Raw genomic sequence first — 17,408 nt, 5'->3', positions numbered from 1 at the left:
GCGGCTTCAGGCCGCCGTCGTCGCATGCAGCGAAAGGAAACGCTTGAGGATGCCGGACGAATAGCTGCTCGCGATCGCCGACAGGAAATGCGAGAACGACTGCGTCGCGTGATCGTCGGCCGTATCGGAGATCGTGCGCACGATGGCGAACGGCACGTCGTGCTCGGCGCACACCTGCGCGATCGCCGCACCTTCCATCTCGACCGCGAGTGCGTCCGGCAGCGCGTCGCGCAGCGCGACGACTTCCCGCTCGCTCGACACGAAGCGGTCGCCGCTGATGATCAGCCCGCCGTGCAACGTCGCACCCGCCAGCCCGAAACGCTCGGCGAACCGCGCGCCCTCCTCTGCGACGAACAGCGTGCACGCGGCCTTCAGACGAGCCGTCAGCGCCGCATCGGTCGCGAACCGCGTGATGCCGAGCAGCGGCACCTCGTAGCGCGGAAACAGCGGCGACGCGTCGAGATCGTGCTGCAGCAGCAGATCGGCGACGACGACGTCGCCGACGCGTACCGTGCGCGACACGCCGCCGGCGACGCCGGTGAATACGATGCCGGACACGCCGAACACATGAATCAGTGCGCTGACCGTCGCGGCGGCCGCAACCTTGCCGACCCGCGCGAGCGTGACGACGCAGGCCGCGCCGTGCACGGTGCCGACGTGATAATCGCGGCGACCGAGCGTGATCGTCTTCATCACGCCTTCGGCACGCATCGCGGCGATCAGGTCGCCGAGTTCCTCGGGCAGCGCTGCCAGAATGCCGAGCGGGCGCGTCGAAACCGTTTCAGTCATGGCGATGGTCATCATTCCACCGCCTGCAGTTTCGCGACCGCCAGCGCGAGCCACTTCTCGCCGTGCCGTTTGAACTTCACCTGCGCCTTCGCATCGGCGCCGTTGCCTTCGAGCGCAGTGACCGTCCCCTCGCCGAACTTGGTATGGAATACCTGCTGGCCGATGCGGAAGCCGGTGTCGGCCGCGCGCTGCTTGTTCGCGAACGCCGGCAGCGGCGCGGAGACCGCCGCGTCGACGACCTGCTCGCGACTGCCGCCGCCCGGCCGCGCGAACCAGTCGCGCCCCCAGCCGGCGTTGTCCGAGCGGCCGCCCCAGCGCGAGCCCGCCTCGACCTTCGGCGTGAGCCACTTCAGCACGTGCTCCGGCAATTCGTCGAAAAAGCGCGAGCGCACGTTGTATCGCGTCTGGCCGTGCAGCATCCGGCTCTGCGCGAACGACAGGTAGAGCCGCTCCTTCGCGCGTGTGATCGCAACATACATCAGCCGCCGCTCTTCCTCGAGACCATCCGATTCGAGCACGCTGTTCTCGTGCGGGAACAGCCCTTCCTCGAGGCCGGTGATGAACACGGCCGAGAATTCGAGACCCTTCGCCGCGTGCACCGTCATCAGCTGCACCGCGTCCTGGCCGGCCTGCGCCTGGTTGTCGCCGGCTTCCAGCGACGCGTGCGACAGGAAGCCCGCGAGCGGCGTCATCGTGTCGGGGTTCTGCGCGGGGTCGCCGAGCGGCGCCGGATCGAGCACGTCGACTGTCGGATCGTCCACGTCCACGCCAAGCTCCGGCGCCGCGATCGCGCCCGCGCGCAGCGGAATCGAGCGGGCCGGCGCATCGAGCCCGTAGCCTTCCTCGCTGACGAACGCGGTGGCCGCGTTCACGAGTTCCTGCAAGTTCTCGAGGCGGTCCTGGCCTTCGCGCTCGCCCTGGTAGAAATCGGCGAGGCCACTCGCGCGCACGACGTATTCGACCGTTTCCGGCAGGCTCATCTGCTGCGTCTCGGCGCGCATCTTCGCGACGAGGTTCGCGAACGCGCCGAGGCTCGTGCCAGCCTTGCCGGTGACGTACGGGATCGCCGCGGCCATCGAGCAGTCGTACAGGCGCGCGGCGTCCGCGAGCTGCTCGATCGAGCGCGCGCCGATCCCGCGCGTCGGGAAATTCACGACGCGCACGAACGCGGTGTCGTCGTTCGGGTTGTCGATCAGGCGCAGGTACGCGAGCGCGTGCTTCACTTCCTGGCGCTCGAAGAAGCGCAGGCCGCCGTACACGCGATACGGGATGCCCGACGTCATCAGCGTGTGCTCGATCGCACGCGACTGCGCATTGCTGCGATACAGGACGGCAACCTCGCTGCGCGACATCCCGGTGTTGATCAGCGAGCGGATCTCCTCGACGATCCAGCCGGCTTCCTGCGCATCGGTGCTCGCCTCGTACACGCGCACGGGCTCGCCATGGCCGGCGTCGGTGCGCAGGTTCTTGCCGAGGCGATGCGAGTTGTTCGAGATCAGCTGGTTCGCCGCGTCGAGGATGTTGCCGTGCGACCGGTAGTTCTGCTCGAGCTTGATCAGGTTGCGCACGCGGAATTCGTCTTCGAAGTCGCGCATGTTGCCGACGTTCGCACCGCGGAACGCGTAGATCGACTGGTCGTCGTCGCCGACCGCGAAGATCGCGTTCTCGCCGCCCGCGAGCATCTTGAGCCACGCGTACTGCAGCTTGTTGGTGTCCTGGAACTCGTCGACGAGAATATGCTTGAAGCGCGCCTGGTAGTGCGCGCGCAGCGGCGCGTTGTACGCGAGCAGCTCGTAGCAGCGCAGCAGCAGCTCGGGGAAGTCGACGACACCCTCGCGCTGGCACTGCTGGTCGTACGCCTGGTAGAGCTCGACGAACTTGCGGTTGAAGTTGTCGGACGCGTCGACCTTGTCGGGACGCAGCCCCTGCTCCTTCGCGTTGTTGATGAAGTACTGGACGTTCTTCGGCGGATATTTTTCGTCGTCGACATTCGCCGCCTTCATCAGCCGCTTGATCGCGGACAACTGGTCGGCCGTATCGAGGATCTGGAAGGTCTGCGGCAGGCTGGCGTCGCGCCAGTGCGTGCGCAGCATCCGGTTGCACAGCCCGTGGAACGTGCCGATCCACATGCCGCGCGTGTCGATCGGCATCATCGCCGACAGCCGCGCCATCATTTCGCGCGCGGCCTTGTTCGTGAAGGTGACGGCAAGCACGGTGGCCGGCGACGCGTAGCCCTGCTGAATCAGCCACGCGATGCGCGTGATCAGCACGCGGGTCTTGCCGCTGCCCGCCCCCGCGAGGATCAGCGCCGGTTCGTTCGGCAGCGTGACGGCGGCGTATTGTTCAGGGTTCAGATTGGCGAGCAGATCGGGCATGGAGCGGCAGCGGACGTGCGAGAAAAGTGCGGACCCGCCATTATAAGTCGGCCGCGCGATGCCGTTTTCGATCCGTTCCGCCGCATGCCGTCGCCCGCGTTGCGGCGCCCCTGCGACCTGCCCGCGCGGGCAAGCAATGGCTGGCCGATGTGCATCCATTTATAATTGTCAGATTCGGCATCCAATTCACGCATTTTTCGGCAGATTTCCACCATGAGCGACAACACGCTTGCGAAGAGTTTCGAGCCCCGCACCATCGAGTCCCAATGGGGGCCGGAGTGGGAAAAGCGCGGCTATGCGGCCCCGGCCTTCGATCCGGCCCGCCCCGATTTCTCGATCCAGTTGCCGCCGCCGAACGTGACGGGCACGCTGCACATGGGCCACGCGTTCAACCAGACGATCATGGACGGCCTCACCCGCTACCACCGGATGCTCGGCGAGAACACACTGTGGCTGCCCGGCACCGACCACGCGGGGATCGCGACCCAGATCGTCGTCGAGCGCCAGCTCGACGCACAGGGCGTGTCGCGACACGACCTCGGCCGTGAGAAGTTCGTCGAGCGCGTGTGGGAATGGAAGGAAAAGTCCGGTTCGACGATCACCGGCCAGGTGCGCCGCCTCGGCGCGTCGCCCGACTGGTCGCGCGAATACTTCACGATGGACGACAAGATGTCCGCCGCCGTGCGCGACGTGTTCGTCACGCTCTACGAACAGGGCCTGATCTACCGCGGCAAGCGCCTCGTCAACTGGGATCCGGTGCTGCTCACCGCGGTGTCGGATCTCGAGGTCGCGAGCGAAGAGGAAAACGGCCACCTGTGGCACATCCGCTACCCGCTCGTCGACGGTTCGGGCTCGCTGACCGTCGCGACGACGCGTCCCGAGACGATGCTCGGCGACGTCGCGCTGATGGTCCATCCGGAAGACGAACGCTACGCGCACCTGATCGGCAAGCTCGTCACGCTGCCGCTGACGGGCCGCGAGATCCCGGTGATCGCCGACGACTACGTCGACCGCGAGTTCGGCACGGGTGTCGTGAAGGTCACGCCCGCGCACGACTTCAACGACTACCAGGTCGGCCTGCGCCACAACCTCACGCCGATCGAGATCCTGACGCTCGACGCCAAGATCAACGACAACGGCCCCGAGCAGTATCGCGGCCTCGACCGCTTCGACGCGCGCAAGGCGATCGTCGCCGACCTCGATGCGGAAGGCTTCCTCGACTCCGTGAAGCCGCACAAGCTGATGGTGCCGCGCGGCGACCGCACGGGCGTCGTGATCGAGCCGATGCTGACCGACCAGTGGTTCGTCGCGATGACGAAGCCGGCGCCGGAAGGCACGTTCAACCCGGGCAAGTCGATCACCGAAACGTCGCTCGACGTCGTGCGCAACGGCCAGATCAAGTTCGTGCCGGAAAACTGGACGACCACCTACTACCAGTGGCTCGAGAACATCCAGGACTGGTGCATCTCGCGCCAGCTGTGGTGGGGCCACCAGATTCCCGCATGGTACGGCGAGAACGGCGAGGTGTTCGTCGCACGCAACGAGGAAGACGCGCGCGCGAAGGCCGCCGCGCAAGGCTACACGGGCGCGCTGAAGCGCGATGAAGACGTGCTCGACACGTGGTTCTCGTCGGCGCTCGTGCCGTTCTCGTCGCTCGGCTGGCCGAACGAAACGCCTGAACTGAAGCACTTCCTGCCGTCGTCGGTACTCGTCACGGGCTTCGACATCATCTTCTTCTGGGTCGCCCGGATGGTGATGATGACGACGCACTTCACCGGCAAGGTGCCGTTCCACACCGTCTACGTGCACGGCCTCGTGCGCGACGCGGAAGGCCAGAAGATGTCGAAGAGCAAGGGCAACACGCTCGACCCGATCGACATCGTCGACGGCATCGACCTCGAGACGCTGGTCGCGAAGCGCACGACGGGCCTGATGAACCCGAAACAGGCCGCCACCATCGAAAAGAAGACGCGCAAGGAATTCCCGGACGGCATCGCCGCGTTCGGCACCGACGCGCTGCGCTTCACGATGGCGTCGATGGCGACGCTCGGCCGCAACGTGAATTTCGACCTCGCGCGCTGCGAAGGCTATCGCAACTTCTGCAACAAGCTGTGGAACGCCACGCGCTTCGTGCTGATGAACTGCGAAGGCCACGACTGCGGCGCCGACAAGCCGGAAGTGTGCGGCGCGGGCGACTGCGGCCCCGGCGGCTACCTCGACTTCTCGGCGGCCGACCGCTGGATCGTGTCGCTCCTGCAGCGCACCGAGGCCGACATCGCGAAGGGCTTCGCCGACTACCGCTTCGACAACATCGCCACCAGCATCTACAAGTTCGTGTGGGACGAGTACTGCGACTGGTACCTCGAACTCGCGAAGGTGCAGATCCAGAACGGCACGCCGGAACAGCAGCGCGCGACGCGCCGCACACTGCTGCGCGTGCTGGAAACGGTGCTGCGCCTCGCGCACCCGATCATTCCGTTCATCACCGAAGCGCTCTGGCAGAAGGTCGCGCCGCTCGCCGGCCGTTATCCGCAAGGCAAGGCCGAGGGCGAAGCGTCGCTGATGACGCAGGCGTATCCGATTGCGAACCTGCAGAAGATCGACGAGGCATCGGAGCAATGGGCGGCCGACCTGAAGGCGATCGTCGACGCGTGCCGCAACCTGCGCGGCGAGATGAACCTGTCGCCGGCGACCAAGGTGCCGCTGCTCGCGGCCGGCGATGCCGAGCGCCTGCGCTCGTTCGCGCCGTACGTCCAGGCCCTCGCCCGCCTGTCGGAAGTGCAGATCCTGGCCGACGAAGCGACGCTCGACCAGGCGGCGCACGGCGCGCCGATCGCGATCGTGGGCCCGAACAAGCTGGTGCTGAAGGTGGAAATCGACGTCGCGGCCGAACGCGAGCGCCTGTCGAAGGAAATCGCGCGTCTGACGGGCGAGATCGCGAAGTGCAACGCGAAGCTCGGCAACGAGGCGTTCGTCGCGAAAGCGCCGCCGGCCGTGGTCGAACAGGAGCAGAAGCGCGTCGCGGAATTCCAGAGCACGCTGGAAAAACTGCGCGCTCAGCTCGATCGGTTGCCTGCGTAACAAACAGTAAGGTCGTTTGCGTTCACTATAATCGGAACGTGAACATAGACTGTCTGACAAGTCGATTACAGGAATAAAGGTTCGATCATGTTGAAAGTCACCAAGGCGGTATTCCCCGTTGCCGGTCTCGGCACGCGGTTCCTCCCGGCAACGAAGGCGAGCCCGAAGGAAATGCTGCCCGTCGTCGACAAGCCGCTGATCCAGTACGCCGTCGAGGAAGCGATCGCCGCGGGCATCACCGAGATGATCTTCGTGACCGGGCGCAGCAAGCGCGCGATCGAGGATCACTTCGACAAGTCGTACGAAGTCGAGGCCGAACTCGAGGCGCGCGGCAAGGAGAAACTGCTCGAACTCGTGCGCAGCATCAAGCCGAGCCACGTCGACTGCTTCTACGTGCGCCAGCCGGAAGCACTCGGCCTCGGCCATGCGGTGCTGTGCGCGGAGAAGCTCGTCGCCGACAATCCGTTCGCGGTGATCCTCGCCGACGACCTGCTCGACGGCAACCCGCCCGTGATGAAGCAGATGGTCGATGTGTTCGACCACTATCACAGCTCGGTGATCGGCGTGGAAGAGATCCCGCCGTCGGAGACGAAGTCGTACGGCATCGTCGACGGCAAGGAATGGGAAGAGTCGATCGTGAAGATGTCGGCGATCGTCGAGAAGCCGGCGCCGGAAGTCGCGCCGTCGAACCTCGGCGTGGTCGGCCGCTACATCCTGAAGCCGCGGATCTTCCAACACCTGCGCGCGCTGAAGCCGGGCGCAGGCGGCGAGTTGCAGCTCACCGACGCGATCCAGGCGCTGCTCGCCGATGAACAGGTGCTGGCGTACAAGTACCAGGGCACGCGCTACGACTGCGGCAGCAAGCTCGGCTACCTGAAGGCGACGGTCGAATTCGCACTGCGCCACCCGGAAGTCGGCGCAGAGTTCGACGCGTACCTGCGCGCGCGCGGCAACGGGCAACCGGCTGCCTGAACGGCGCACGGGCCGGCCTCGCCTGGCGCGGCGGGCCCGCCCTCACCTCACGGCCGGCGCGTCAGCGCATGGCGGCCGACTTCACAGAGACGACGCTTGGCATTGCGCCCGCGTCGTCTTTTTTCGTCTTCACGAGCCAGCCGTCGCCCTGCTCGAACGGCAGATTCGCGAGCGCGCTCTTCACGAGCGTCGGCGCGGCCCGCTGCGTGCCCGCATCGCGATCGCGCATCGACGCCGACACGCGATAGACGTCGGCGCCCGACTTCGCGTCGACGAAACGCAGCGTCAGCACGTGGCGGTACACCTTGCCGGCGAACGGCAGCGCCAACGGTGCCGGCCCGTCGACGGTCACGCACGCGCTGCTTGCCGCACCGCACTGGTCGGCCGTCGCCGCGACCGACGCCGGCTGCGTCGCGTACGCGATCGACAGCCGGTAGCGCGCGGCCTGGCCGGGCTGCGCGTCGAAGCCGCGGTGCGCGAGTTCGTCGCGCACGAGCGTCTCGATCTGCCGGTATTCGGCGTCGTCCGCCTGCGCGGCCGTGCGAACGAAATCGTAGTCGTGCGCCCCGGATTCGAACGCGGTCGGCTGCCCGAGCGCGCTCACGCCGGTCGTGACGCCGGCGCAACCGGTCAACAGCGCCACCGCCACCGCGGTCGCTGCCCATTCCTTTCTCATGACTTCCCCCAAATGCCTGCCGTCGTGCCCGGCCCTGTCAGGCGGACGGCTCGTCGATCGCGGGCAGCGACACCGTCACCGCGGTGCCGACACCCACTTCGCTGTCGACCGTCACGCTGCCGCCGTGGCGCGTGACGACCGTCTTCACGAATGCCATGCCGAGCCCCGAGCCCGAGATTTCAGGCCGCTCGCCCGCATGGAATCGCTTGAAACGCTCGAACAGATGCCGCTGATCTTCCGGCGCAATGCCGTACCCCTGATCGCGAATCGTACAGAACATCCGCTTCGACGCATGCTCGACCGTCAGCGTACACGTGATCACCGTGTCGGACGGACTGTATTTGACCGCATTGTTCAGCAAGTTGACGAACGCGCGCGTGATCAGCGAGCGGTCGGCACGCGCCCAGCACATGTCGGTGCCGACGTCGGTCTCGATGCGGATGCGCTTCGCCTGCGCCTGCGGCCAGACTTCGTCGCTCGCGTCGATCAGCACGTCGACGAGACTGGTCGGTTCGAGCTGATATGCCTGCGACTCCGCGCGCGCCAGCTGCACGAACTCGTCGGCGAGTGACAGCGCGCGGTGCGCATACCGCTCGATCCGCGCGAGCAGCCCGCGCATCGCGTCGGTTTCGACGCGATCGCGCTCGATCTCGACGAGCGCGAGGATCGACGACTGCGGCGAGCGCATGTCGTGCGACAGCAGGTGCAGCGCCTCCTCGCGCTGCCGCTCGGCCGCGTGCAGTTCGGTCACGTCGACGAGGCCGGCGATCCAGCCCGTCACGTGGCCCTGCGCATTCGTACACGGGGCGTAGCGTAACAGATGGTCGAGCCCGTCGCGATCGCGCACCTCGATGCCGCGCGCCATCGCTTCGTCTTCGGCCCCGAGCGTCGGGTCGAGCGCGGCCGGCCAGTGTTCGCGGATCGTGACGTCGTGTTCGGCGTTGCCGTCGACGGTCTTCACGAAGGTCAGCTCGCCGAGCGCGGCGCGCAGCGGCCGCCCTTCCGGCAGCGGCAGCGCGAGGCGTTCCCCGTAGCGCTTCGCCGCGTGGTTCGCGATCAGCACGGTCCCGGCCAGGTCGGTGACGAAGATCGGCTCCGGCATGCTGTCGAGGCTGTCCCACACGAAGCGCTTCATGTCCTGGACGCGCTGCGCGGCCTGCGCCATCAGCGCCATCTGCCGTTCGAGCACGTCGCCGCCGACGCTGCGCGTGCGCGGCGCCTCGGGCAGCAGATGCGGCTCGTCGGCCAGCCGCTGCAGTTCGCGGCGCAGGTACGACATCGTCATTTCCAGGCGCCGCCAGTTCCAGATCGGGTAGACGGCGATCAGCCCGAAGATCGCCGGCGCGGGCGACAGCCACACGCGCGCCTCGAACAGCAGCGCCAGGCTCGCGACGACGGACAGCGCGGCCAGGCTCAGCGTCAGCAGCAGCGCGCGCCACGGCGACAGCATCAGGAATCCGCCCAGCAGCACGGCGAGCGGCAGCAGCGATGCGGCGAAGAGCCAGATACGAGACGCGGGCAGGATCGCGCTGCCGGTGGCCAGCATGTCGAGCACGTTCGCATGAATGTACACGCCGGCGAGCGGGCCGAAGTCACCCGACACCGGGGTCGCGAAGCGGTCGTAGAGGCCCGATGCGGTCACGCCGACGACAACGATCTTGCCGCGCAGCGCGTCGGGTTTCACGCGTCCTTCGAGCACGTCGTCGAACGACAGCGTCGGATAGGCGGGCGTGTTGCGGCTGAACGGGATCAGGTAGCGGCCCTCCCCGGTCGCGTCGCGCGACAGGTCGTGCGCATTCGCGCCGGGCACACCGCCGACCGGATGCAGCCGGCCGGCCTGGATCGCACGATAGACGGGCACCATCAGTTGCGGCCAGCGCACGCGTCCGTCGCTTTCGAACAGCGCGACGCTGCGCACGATACCGTCGGGGTCGACTTCGAGATTGATGTGGCCAAGCCCCATCGTGCGTGCCGACAGCTCGGCCACCGGCGGATCGATGGTGCGCGTGCCGTCCGCCTGCTCGGGACTCAGCAAGACAGGCAGGAAGGTCGGCACACGGGTCATTGCGTCCGCGAACGCGCGATCTTCCGGCGACGGCTCGGTAAACAGCACGTCGTAGACGACGGCAGCCGGCTGCACACGCGCCAGCGTGTCGAGCAGCCGCGCGTGCACGCTGCGCGGCCACGGCCAGCGACCGAGTGCGGACACGCTCTGGTTGTCGATGTCGACGACGACGACATCGGGCGACAACGGCAGGCTGCGCAGCATCAGCAGCCGGTCGTAGATGAGCCCGTCGACGCTGGACGAGAACCGGCCGAACGCGCACGCGAGGATCACCGCGATCCCGAGGCAGCCGATCGCGATCCACTCGATCAGGAAGCGGCGGCCGAGGCGCCGCCGCGGGGAAACGGAGTCGGTTTTCATGCGCCGCGGGTCAGCGCGACAACGTGAACGCGCTGACCGGACTCGTCTTCTGATAGAACTTGCCGCCGTCGAACTCCTCGACCGTCACCGCCCAGTAGTAGTCGCCGGGCGGCAGGTGCGAAACCGTGATCCTGCGCGCCTGCAGGCCCATCTGGTCGACGACCGGCGCGCTCAGGTCCTTCGAGCGCGACAGCACGAACCGATAACGCGCATCCTTGCTCGCGCCGTTCGGCGACCAGCGGAACTCATAGCCGTTCGGGCCGGGCGACGCCGTCGCGTCGAGCCCCATCAGGCGCCGCTCGAACGCGTAAATGTGCGGCATGCCTTCGAGGCCGTTGTCGTCAATCGCGGCAATCCGGACGAAGTACGTACCGTTCGGCACCTCGCGGAACACCGCGCGCGACGAGACCGTGCGCGTTTCGCTGAACAGCTCGAGCATGCCCGCGTCGCGCGCGAGCTGCAGGTGATAGGCATGCGCACGCTCGAGCGGCACGATGTCGAACGTGAGGTCGGACTCGTCCTGCACCTTGTCGGGATGCATGAGCGCGGGCGCCGGCAGCAGTGGCACGGGTGCGCCGACCGCGCCGGACGACGTCGAGACGCTGCCGAAGTTCGCATGCACGAGCGTCGGATCGGCCGACTGCTGCTTGCCCGCGACGCCGACGGTGCCGTCGAGCACCTCGACGCGCGTCGCCGCGTTGCCGGCGGCGTCGTAGTTCACGCGGAACCGCGTGCCGCGCACACCGGCCACGACCGACGGCGAGCGGATCTGGAAGCGGTCGTCGCGCTTCTTCAGATGCGTGACCTCGCTGTCGACCGAGCCGCGCGTGAGTTCGAATTCGCGATCGAGCGTGCCGGTCAGCACGGTGCGGCGCAAGGTCTTCAGGTCGAGCTGACTGTCGGGCGGCAGGCTCATGTGCGTGCCGTCGGCCAGTTCAAGCGTCAGGAAGCCGTTCGCGCCCGTGCGCACGCGGTCGCCCTCGGTGAGCGTCGCATCGCTCACGAGCGGCGCGTAAGCGGCGCCGGACGCGCGCTCGGCCGTGCCCTGCACTGCGACGACGCGCGCGGTCAGCTTTTCCTTGCGCAAGCGCGCGACGGGCAGCTTCAGCACAACGCCCGGCTGCAGGCGCTTCGGCGCGGGCACGCCGTTGATCTGCTGCAGGAGTTGCCAGTCGTCCGGCCCCTGCAGGTAGCGCGCGGCGACGTCGTACAGCGTGTCGCCGGCATGCGTGCGGTAGACGACCGTCTTGCCCACGGCAGCGGGCGGCTGCGCAACGGCCTGCTGTGCCGCGAACGCGAACGCAACCGCGACCGCGCACGCCGCGTGCAGTGCCGCCGTGCGCAAGCGCGCCGTGCGCTGCGTGATTCGCTGGGTCACTCCGGTTCTCCCTGGCCGACCCGCTCGAGCCGGTAGCCGTAGCCGTAGATCGGCGCGAGGCGATAGCCGTTTTCCGGCCGCAGGCCGAGCTTCGTGCGCAGCATCGAGATGTGCGTGTCCATCGTGCGCGACGGAATGTCGGTCGCCTGCTTCCACACGAGATCGAGAATGTGCGCGCGCGACAGCGGTCGGTCGAGGTGCTGGAACAGCAGCAGCGCGAGCTCGAATTCCTTCTGCGTGAGGCTCACGGCCTTGTCGCCGACGTACGCCTGCTTCAGGTTCACGTCGAAGCGGAACTGGTCGAACTCGCGAACGGTCGCCTCCGCGTTGACCGGATACGCGCGCCGCAGCAGCGAGCCGATGCGCGCGCGCAGGATCGGGCCCGACACGGGCTTGACCACGTAATCGTCGGCGCCGGCATTGAGGATCTGCGTGATCCCCGCCTCGTCGTCGCGGCTCGTCATGAAGATGATCGGCAGGCTGTGCTCGGTCTGGTTCGCACGCACCCACTTGAGCACTTCCTCGCCGGACATGTCCGGCACATTCCAGTCGAGCACGAGCAGATCGAACGTCTCGCGCTGCAGACGCTTCTTCAGGGCCTTGCCTTCCTTGAACGCATAGCATGTGTGGCCGGCGGCCGTCAGCGTTTGACTGACGAAATCCGTCTGGGCCGGATCGTCATCCAGTACAGCAATTCTCATAGCACCCCGCAAATCGAAATCGATTCGTCCAGTTCAGCTCCCCGCGCTCACCCCGCGCAACCGCCGACGCCGGCCGGCGAGCCGTCGTTTGCCGAGCGCGCAACCTGCGCGACACGGCACCCCGGCAAAATATCTCGAAAACGGGGCACGGACGAACCGGCGATTTCACCATAGTAGTATGAAATTCGCCAAGAAATTGCGCGAACTACGGTCCTTTATTCGAATAATCCTTCCCGTCGCGCGATCACGCGCCTAGTCGGGGCCGGCCTTGCCGGCCACCGGCTCGGCCAGATCGTCGGTCGACAGGCGCCGCAGCCGCGCGACCGGGAGATCTTCCGGTTGCCGCAGCAGCCGCTCCAGCTGGCCGCGCACGCGCTCCCACGCCGGCGCCGCGTAGTCGGGCTGGCTCGCCGCCCACGTCTGCGCGATATCGAACACGCGCTCGACCGTTGCGCCGCAATACGTGAAGCCTGCGCCGTCGTCCTGCGCTGCGCCGCGCAGCCTTTCATCGAGCGATTCGGCCAGCCACGGCATCTCGGCCGCCGCCGAATCGGCATACGCTTCCAGCGCGGCACGCGCGTGGCGATCCCGTTCCGGGTCGAGCTCGATCCGGCTCAACCCCGCCGCGCGTGCGGGCGCGATGCATTCCGCTGCGGACGGACTTCGAATGGTCCCTGGTCTGAAGGACATGTCCTCTCCCCGTTTGTACGACGGTAGCGTCAGGCATGGCCCCCGTGCCAGCCTCATGTGACGTACCGTGGCCGGCGCATCCATCCGAGACGGACGACCGGCCGGGTCAGTATACGCAGCCGGCCGTGTGACGAGGTTTAAGAATTGTCAGAGGTGTCAGAGGCGCGGCCAGGCCGCAACGAGCGCTGCCCGTGGGTGCCGCAAGCGGCGCGTGATGCGGACCGTCAGCGGCGGCGCATCAGGAATACGAACGTCTTGTCCTGGGTCGTGACTTCGACGATCTCGTTGCCCGTCTGCTTCGCGAATGCGGCGAAATCGCGCTGCGAGCCCGGATCGGTCGCGAGCACCTTGAGGATCTGCCCACTCTCCATATCGGCGAGCGCTTTCTTGGCGCGCAGGATCGGCAACGGGCAATTGAGCCCGCGCGCATCCACTTCCTTGTGAATCTGCATCGGCTGTCGACCTTCGAATGACGCGCCACACGGGCGCGGGAGGAAACAGCGATTTTACCGCAGCGCCCCCCTGCCCGCGCGGCCGGGGCCCGGCCATGCGACGCGGCGAGCCCGCCCTCGCGAGCCCTCGCCCGTCAGGCGCCCGTGAAACCGCCCGCGAGCCGCTCGCGCAGGTGCCGCACGAGCGCGCGCACGGCACTCGGCACGACCGGGCTGTACGGCCGGATCGCGAAGATGTGGTCGCCGAACGCGCCCGACGGTCGCCAGCCGTCGAGCAGCACGACGAGCCGGCCGGCGTCGAGATCGCGCCGCGCGCTGAAATCCGGCAGCAGCGCGATGCCGAGCCCGCCGAGCGCGGCCTCGCGCATCGCCTCGCTGTTGTTCGCCGCAAAGCTGCCGCGCACGGGCACGCTCACGCGCTGGCGCCGGCGGCCGTCCGGCTCGAAGCTCCAGGCCGCCGGTTCGTTGTCGCGCAGGTAGCACAGGCAGCTGTGGTCGACGAGTTCGCTCGGGTGGCGCGGCGTGCCGCGCGCGTCGAGGTAGTCTCGGCTCGCGACGAGCAACGAACGCGTGTCGCACAGCTTCCAGGCGACGTGGGTTTGCGGCGCGATCGTCGTATGGCGGATCGCGAGGTCGAAACCCTCCTGCGTCAGCGAATGCAGCCGGTCGGACAGGTCGAGTTCGATATGCACGCCCGGATGCTGCCGCAGGAAATCGGGCAAGTGCGGCACGACCTGCTGGCGCCCCAGCGCGACGGGCACCGTCACGCGCAGCAGCCCGCGCGGTTCGCCGGCCAGGTCCTTCACGCGCGCGAAGTGCTGGCCGATCGATTCGAACGCGTCGCGCGTGCTGTCGACCAGCGTCTGCCCCGCGTCGGTGAGCCGAACGCTGCGCGTCGTGCGCCGCACCAGCGGCACGCCGGCCGCCTTCTCGAGATCGGCGATGCGCTGGCTCATCGCGGCCTTGCTGATGCCGAGCCGCTGCGCGGCGGCCGTGAAACTGCCTGCCGCCGCCAGTACGGTCAGCGAATGGATATGCGGCCAGAGCGCCTGGACATTTTGCTGATTCATTCACCGATTATTCATAATTCTGAACAGTGAATCAAGCTGCGCGGCCTTCTCCCGCCCCGCCGCTTTGCCTAGACTAGGTTCCGTCCACCCCCATCCTCTGGAGACACGATGAACCCGGTTCCCGCCTACACGTCCGACGCCGACGTCGGCCACTATGTCGACGGCGCGCCCGTTGCCGGCCGCAGCGGCCGCTTCCAGGACGTCCTCAATCCGGCGCTCGGCCGCGCGGTGCGCCGCGTCGCGCTCGCCGGCGACGACGAGGTGCAGAAAGCCGTCGCGTCCGCTCACGCCGCGTTCCCGGCCTGGGCCGAGACGCCGCCGATCCGCCGCGCACGCGTGCTGCACCGCTTCCTGCAGTTGATGAATGAACACCGCGACGCGCTCGCCGCGATCATCACGGCCGAGCACGGCAAGGTGTTCTCCGACGCGCAGGGCGAAGTCGCGCGCGGCATCGACATCATCGAATTCGCATGCGGCGTGCCGCAGCTTCTGAAGGGCGACTTCACCGATCAGGTCAGCACCGGCATCGATAACTGGACGATGCGCCAGCCGCTCGGCGTTGTCGCCGGGATCACGCCGTTCAACTTCCCCTGCATGGTGCCGTGCTGGATGTTCCCGGTCGCGCTCGCGACGGGCAACACGTTCGTGCTGAAGCCGAGCGAACGCGACCCGTCGGCGGCGCTGTTCATGGCCGACCTGCTGACGCAGGCCGGCCTGCCCGCCGGCGTGTTCAACGTCGTGCAGGGCGACAAGGGCGCGGTCGACGCGCTGCTCGACCATCCGGATGTGCAAGCCGTCAGCTTCGTCGGCTCGACGCCGATCGCGGCCTACGTGCAGCAGCGCGCGGTGCAGTCGGGCAAGCGCGTGCAGGCGCTCGGCGGCGCGAAGAACCACCTCGTCGTGATGCCCGACGCGAACATCGAGCAGGCGGTCGACGCGCTGATCGGCGCCGCGTACGGCTCGGCGGGCGAACGCTGCATGGCGATCAGCATCGCGGTGCTGGTCGGCGACGTGGCCGACAAGATCGTGCAGGCGGTCGCCGAGCGCGCGCGCGCGCTGGTGATCGGCGACGGGATGTCGCCGGAAGTCGAGATGGGCCCGATCGTCACCGGCGAAGCGCTGAAGCGCATCGAAGGCTATATCGAGCAAGGCGTGAGCGAAGGCGCGCAACTGGTGGTCGACGGGCGCGGGCTGCGCGTGCCGGGCCGCGAGGCAGGCTTCTTCACCGGCGGCACGCTGTTCGATCATGTGACGCCCGACATGCGCATCTACAAGGAAGAAATCTTCGGGCCCGTGCTCGGCTGCGTGCGCGTGAAGGACTTCGGCGAAGCGGTCGACCTGATCAACGCGCACGAGTTCGGCAATGGCGTGTCGTGCTTCACGAGCGACGGCGGCATCGCGCGCGAATTCGCGCGGCGCATCCAGGTCGGCATGGTCGGCATCAACGTGCCGATCCCGGTGCCGATGGCATGGCACGGCTTCGGCGGCTGGAAGAAGAGCCTGTTCGGCGACATGCATGCATACGGCGAGGAAGGCGTGCGCTTCTACACGCGCCAGAAGTCGGTGATGCAGCGCTGGTCGTCAAGCATCGGCAAGGGTGCCGAGTTCGCGATGCCGACCGCGAAGTAAGCGCGATGGGTATGCCGCCCGCCGGATGTGCCCGCGGGCGGCAGGCATGCGGAAGGCCGGTGTCAGCCGGCCTTCGTGCCGTGCGCTCCGTCGGCGGTCGGCAGGTACGACAGCTCGAGCCGGTATGCGAGCGCCACGAACAGGCTCTGCGCGAGGCCCATCGTCGCGGTCAGCGCACGGAACCCGAACGTCGCGCTGTCCTGCACCATCAGCGTCACCTCGGCATCCCGCGCCAGCGGGCTCATCCGGCTGTCGGTGATCGCGATCAGGCGCGCGCCGCGCTGCACGGCCTGCTGCGCGACCTGCACCGTCTCTTCCGCGTACGGCATGAACGAGATCACGATCATCACGTCGCCTTCGCGCACCGACCGGATCTGCCCGAGATGCATGCTGCCGAGCGCGCTGAACAGGCCGATGCGCTTGTCGGTGTGCTGCAGCGCGTAGTCGAGATAGACGGCGATCGGAAACGCGCGGCGCGAGCCGGCGATCCAGATTGCCTGCGTGTCGGCGAGCAGGTCGACGGCCTGCGCGAGCGCCTGCGGGTCGAGCGTCTGCCGCAGCTGCTGCATCCCGGCAATGCTGCCCTTGATGAATTCGTCGGCGATCTGCTCGGGCTGCAGGCTCGACGAGCCCGATTCGATGACGTCGCGCAATCGCAGGTTGTACGCGCGGCCCGGCGCGATCTGCTGGGCCAGGCCCTCGCGGAACAATCGCTGCATCTCGGAGAAGCCGGAAAAGCCGAAATGCTTCGCGAACCGCACGACGGCCGACGGCTGGACCCCGCACGCCTCCGCGAGCGACTGGATGCCTTCCAGGCCAAGCTGATCCCGATTCGTTTCCACGTGACGCGCGATCACCTTCAGGCGATTGCTGAGGCCGTCGTACTCCTGCGTCAGATGCTGCAGGAACTGCTCGACGGTGGCGGGAGGTTTCTCGGATGAACTCATCGGATAGCGCGAAATTGACGGCCCCGATGCGCGCGCGATACCGACGCACGCCGCCCGGGACTCACCTGTACACATGCATGAAGGGCGAATTTAATCACGTTTGCGGCACGGACCGCGCCGCACGCTCGCTCCCACGCGCTCGATCATCACCTGCACACGCTCCACGGCTTGGCTGGAAACGATTTTCCAACGTGCTTGCCCCGGCGTAAAGACTAGGGCGTTC

The 17,408-nt window shown here is 67.5% G+C and carries 13 protein-coding genes; 3 read left to right on the top strand and 10 right to left on the bottom strand.

Translation table 11 applies throughout. From position 1 onward, the window contains the following. Positions 1-6: 6 nt before the first annotated feature. Positions 7-804, bottom strand: coding sequence for a 5'-methylthioadenosine/adenosylhomocysteine nucleosidase (locus BTE28158_RS04825; RefSeq protein ID WP_124903726.1), 798 nt, complete (start codon positions 802-804; stop codon positions 7-9). Continuing rightward, complete coding sequence (locus BTE28158_RS04820; RefSeq protein WP_151049663.1) at positions 801-3,164, bottom strand: UvrD-helicase domain-containing protein; 2,364 nt, start codon at positions 3,162-3,164, stop codon at positions 801-803. The genes BTE28158_RS04825 and BTE28158_RS04820 overlap by 4 nt, the downstream gene beginning before the upstream one ends. 213 nt (positions 3,165-3,377) lie before the next feature. On the opposite strand from BTE28158_RS04820, the gene BTE28158_RS04815 reads away from it, so the two are divergent. Both BTE28158_RS04815 and galU read left to right on the top strand, forming a co-directional pair. Then, complete coding sequence (locus BTE28158_RS04815) at positions 3,378-6,245, top strand: valine--tRNA ligase (protein WP_124626506.1); 2,868 nt, start codon at positions 3,378-3,380, stop codon at positions 6,243-6,245. An 87-nt stretch (positions 6,246-6,332) separates the two neighbouring features. After that, positions 6,333-7,217: a UTP--glucose-1-phosphate uridylyltransferase GalU gene (gene galU / locus BTE28158_RS04810; protein ID WP_151049665.1), complete on the top strand. Its 885-nt coding sequence runs from the start codon at positions 6,333-6,335 to the stop codon at positions 7,215-7,217. Positions 7,218-7,278: 61 nt separating this feature from the next. Here galU and BTE28158_RS04805 read toward each other — a convergent pair whose 3' ends face one another. The 7 genes from BTE28158_RS04805 to BTE28158_RS04775 form a co-directional block, all read right to left on the bottom strand. Continuing rightward, positions 7,279-7,893, bottom strand: coding sequence for a DUF4136 domain-containing protein (locus BTE28158_RS04805; protein ID WP_151049667.1), 615 nt, complete (start codon positions 7,891-7,893; stop codon positions 7,279-7,281). 37 nt (positions 7,894-7,930) lie between these two features. Beyond that, positions 7,931-10,318, bottom strand: coding sequence for a CHASE2 domain-containing protein (locus BTE28158_RS04800; RefSeq protein WP_151049669.1), 2,388 nt, complete (start codon positions 10,316-10,318; stop codon positions 7,931-7,933). 10 nt (positions 10,319-10,328) lie between these two features. After that, positions 10,329-11,696 carry a FecR family protein gene (locus BTE28158_RS04795; protein ID WP_151049671.1) on the bottom strand — a complete coding sequence of 456 codons (1,368 nt, stop codon included), beginning with the start codon at positions 11,694-11,696 and terminating at the stop codon, positions 10,329-10,331. After that, positions 11,693-12,397: a response regulator transcription factor gene (locus tag BTE28158_RS04790; RefSeq protein WP_006402120.1), complete on the bottom strand. Its 705-nt coding sequence runs from the start codon at positions 12,395-12,397 to the stop codon at positions 11,693-11,695. Before BTE28158_RS04790 ends, BTE28158_RS04795 begins: the two co-directional genes overlap by 4 nt. A 252-nt stretch (positions 12,398-12,649) precedes the next feature. Then, positions 12,650-13,087, bottom strand: a complete 438-nt coding sequence (locus BTE28158_RS04785) for a peptidase (RefSeq protein WP_151049674.1) — start codon at positions 13,085-13,087, stop codon at positions 12,650-12,652. Between the two features lie 224 nt (positions 13,088-13,311). Further along, complete coding sequence (locus tag BTE28158_RS04780) at positions 13,312-13,539, bottom strand: sulfurtransferase TusA family protein (protein WP_006753156.1); 228 nt, start codon at positions 13,537-13,539, stop codon at positions 13,312-13,314. A gap of 134 nt (positions 13,540-13,673) precedes the next feature. Beyond that, on the bottom strand, positions 13,674-14,609 hold the full coding sequence (locus tag BTE28158_RS04775; protein WP_151050263.1) for a LysR family transcriptional regulator: 936 nt from the start codon (positions 14,607-14,609) through the stop codon (positions 13,674-13,676). Positions 14,610-14,717: 108 nt separating this feature from the next. On the opposite strand from BTE28158_RS04775, the gene BTE28158_RS04770 reads away from it, so the two are divergent. Continuing rightward, on the top strand, positions 14,718-16,238 hold the full coding sequence (locus tag BTE28158_RS04770; RefSeq protein ID WP_151050265.1) for a CoA-acylating methylmalonate-semialdehyde dehydrogenase: 1,521 nt from the start codon (positions 14,718-14,720) through the stop codon (positions 16,236-16,238). A 62-nt stretch (positions 16,239-16,300) separates the two neighbouring features. Here BTE28158_RS04770 and BTE28158_RS04765 read toward each other — a convergent pair whose 3' ends face one another. After that, positions 16,301-17,185, bottom strand: coding sequence for a MurR/RpiR family transcriptional regulator (locus BTE28158_RS04765; RefSeq protein WP_124626518.1), 885 nt, complete (start codon positions 17,183-17,185; stop codon positions 16,301-16,303). Positions 17,186-17,408: the final 223 nt, after the last annotated feature.

Source organism: Burkholderia diffusa, from assembly GCF_902499115.1.
Taxonomy (GTDB): Bacteria; Pseudomonadota; Gammaproteobacteria; order Burkholderiales; family Burkholderiaceae; genus Burkholderia; species Burkholderia diffusa.
Note: the sequence above shows the minus strand (reverse complement) of the source record. Positions and strands in the feature narration are given on the sequence as shown.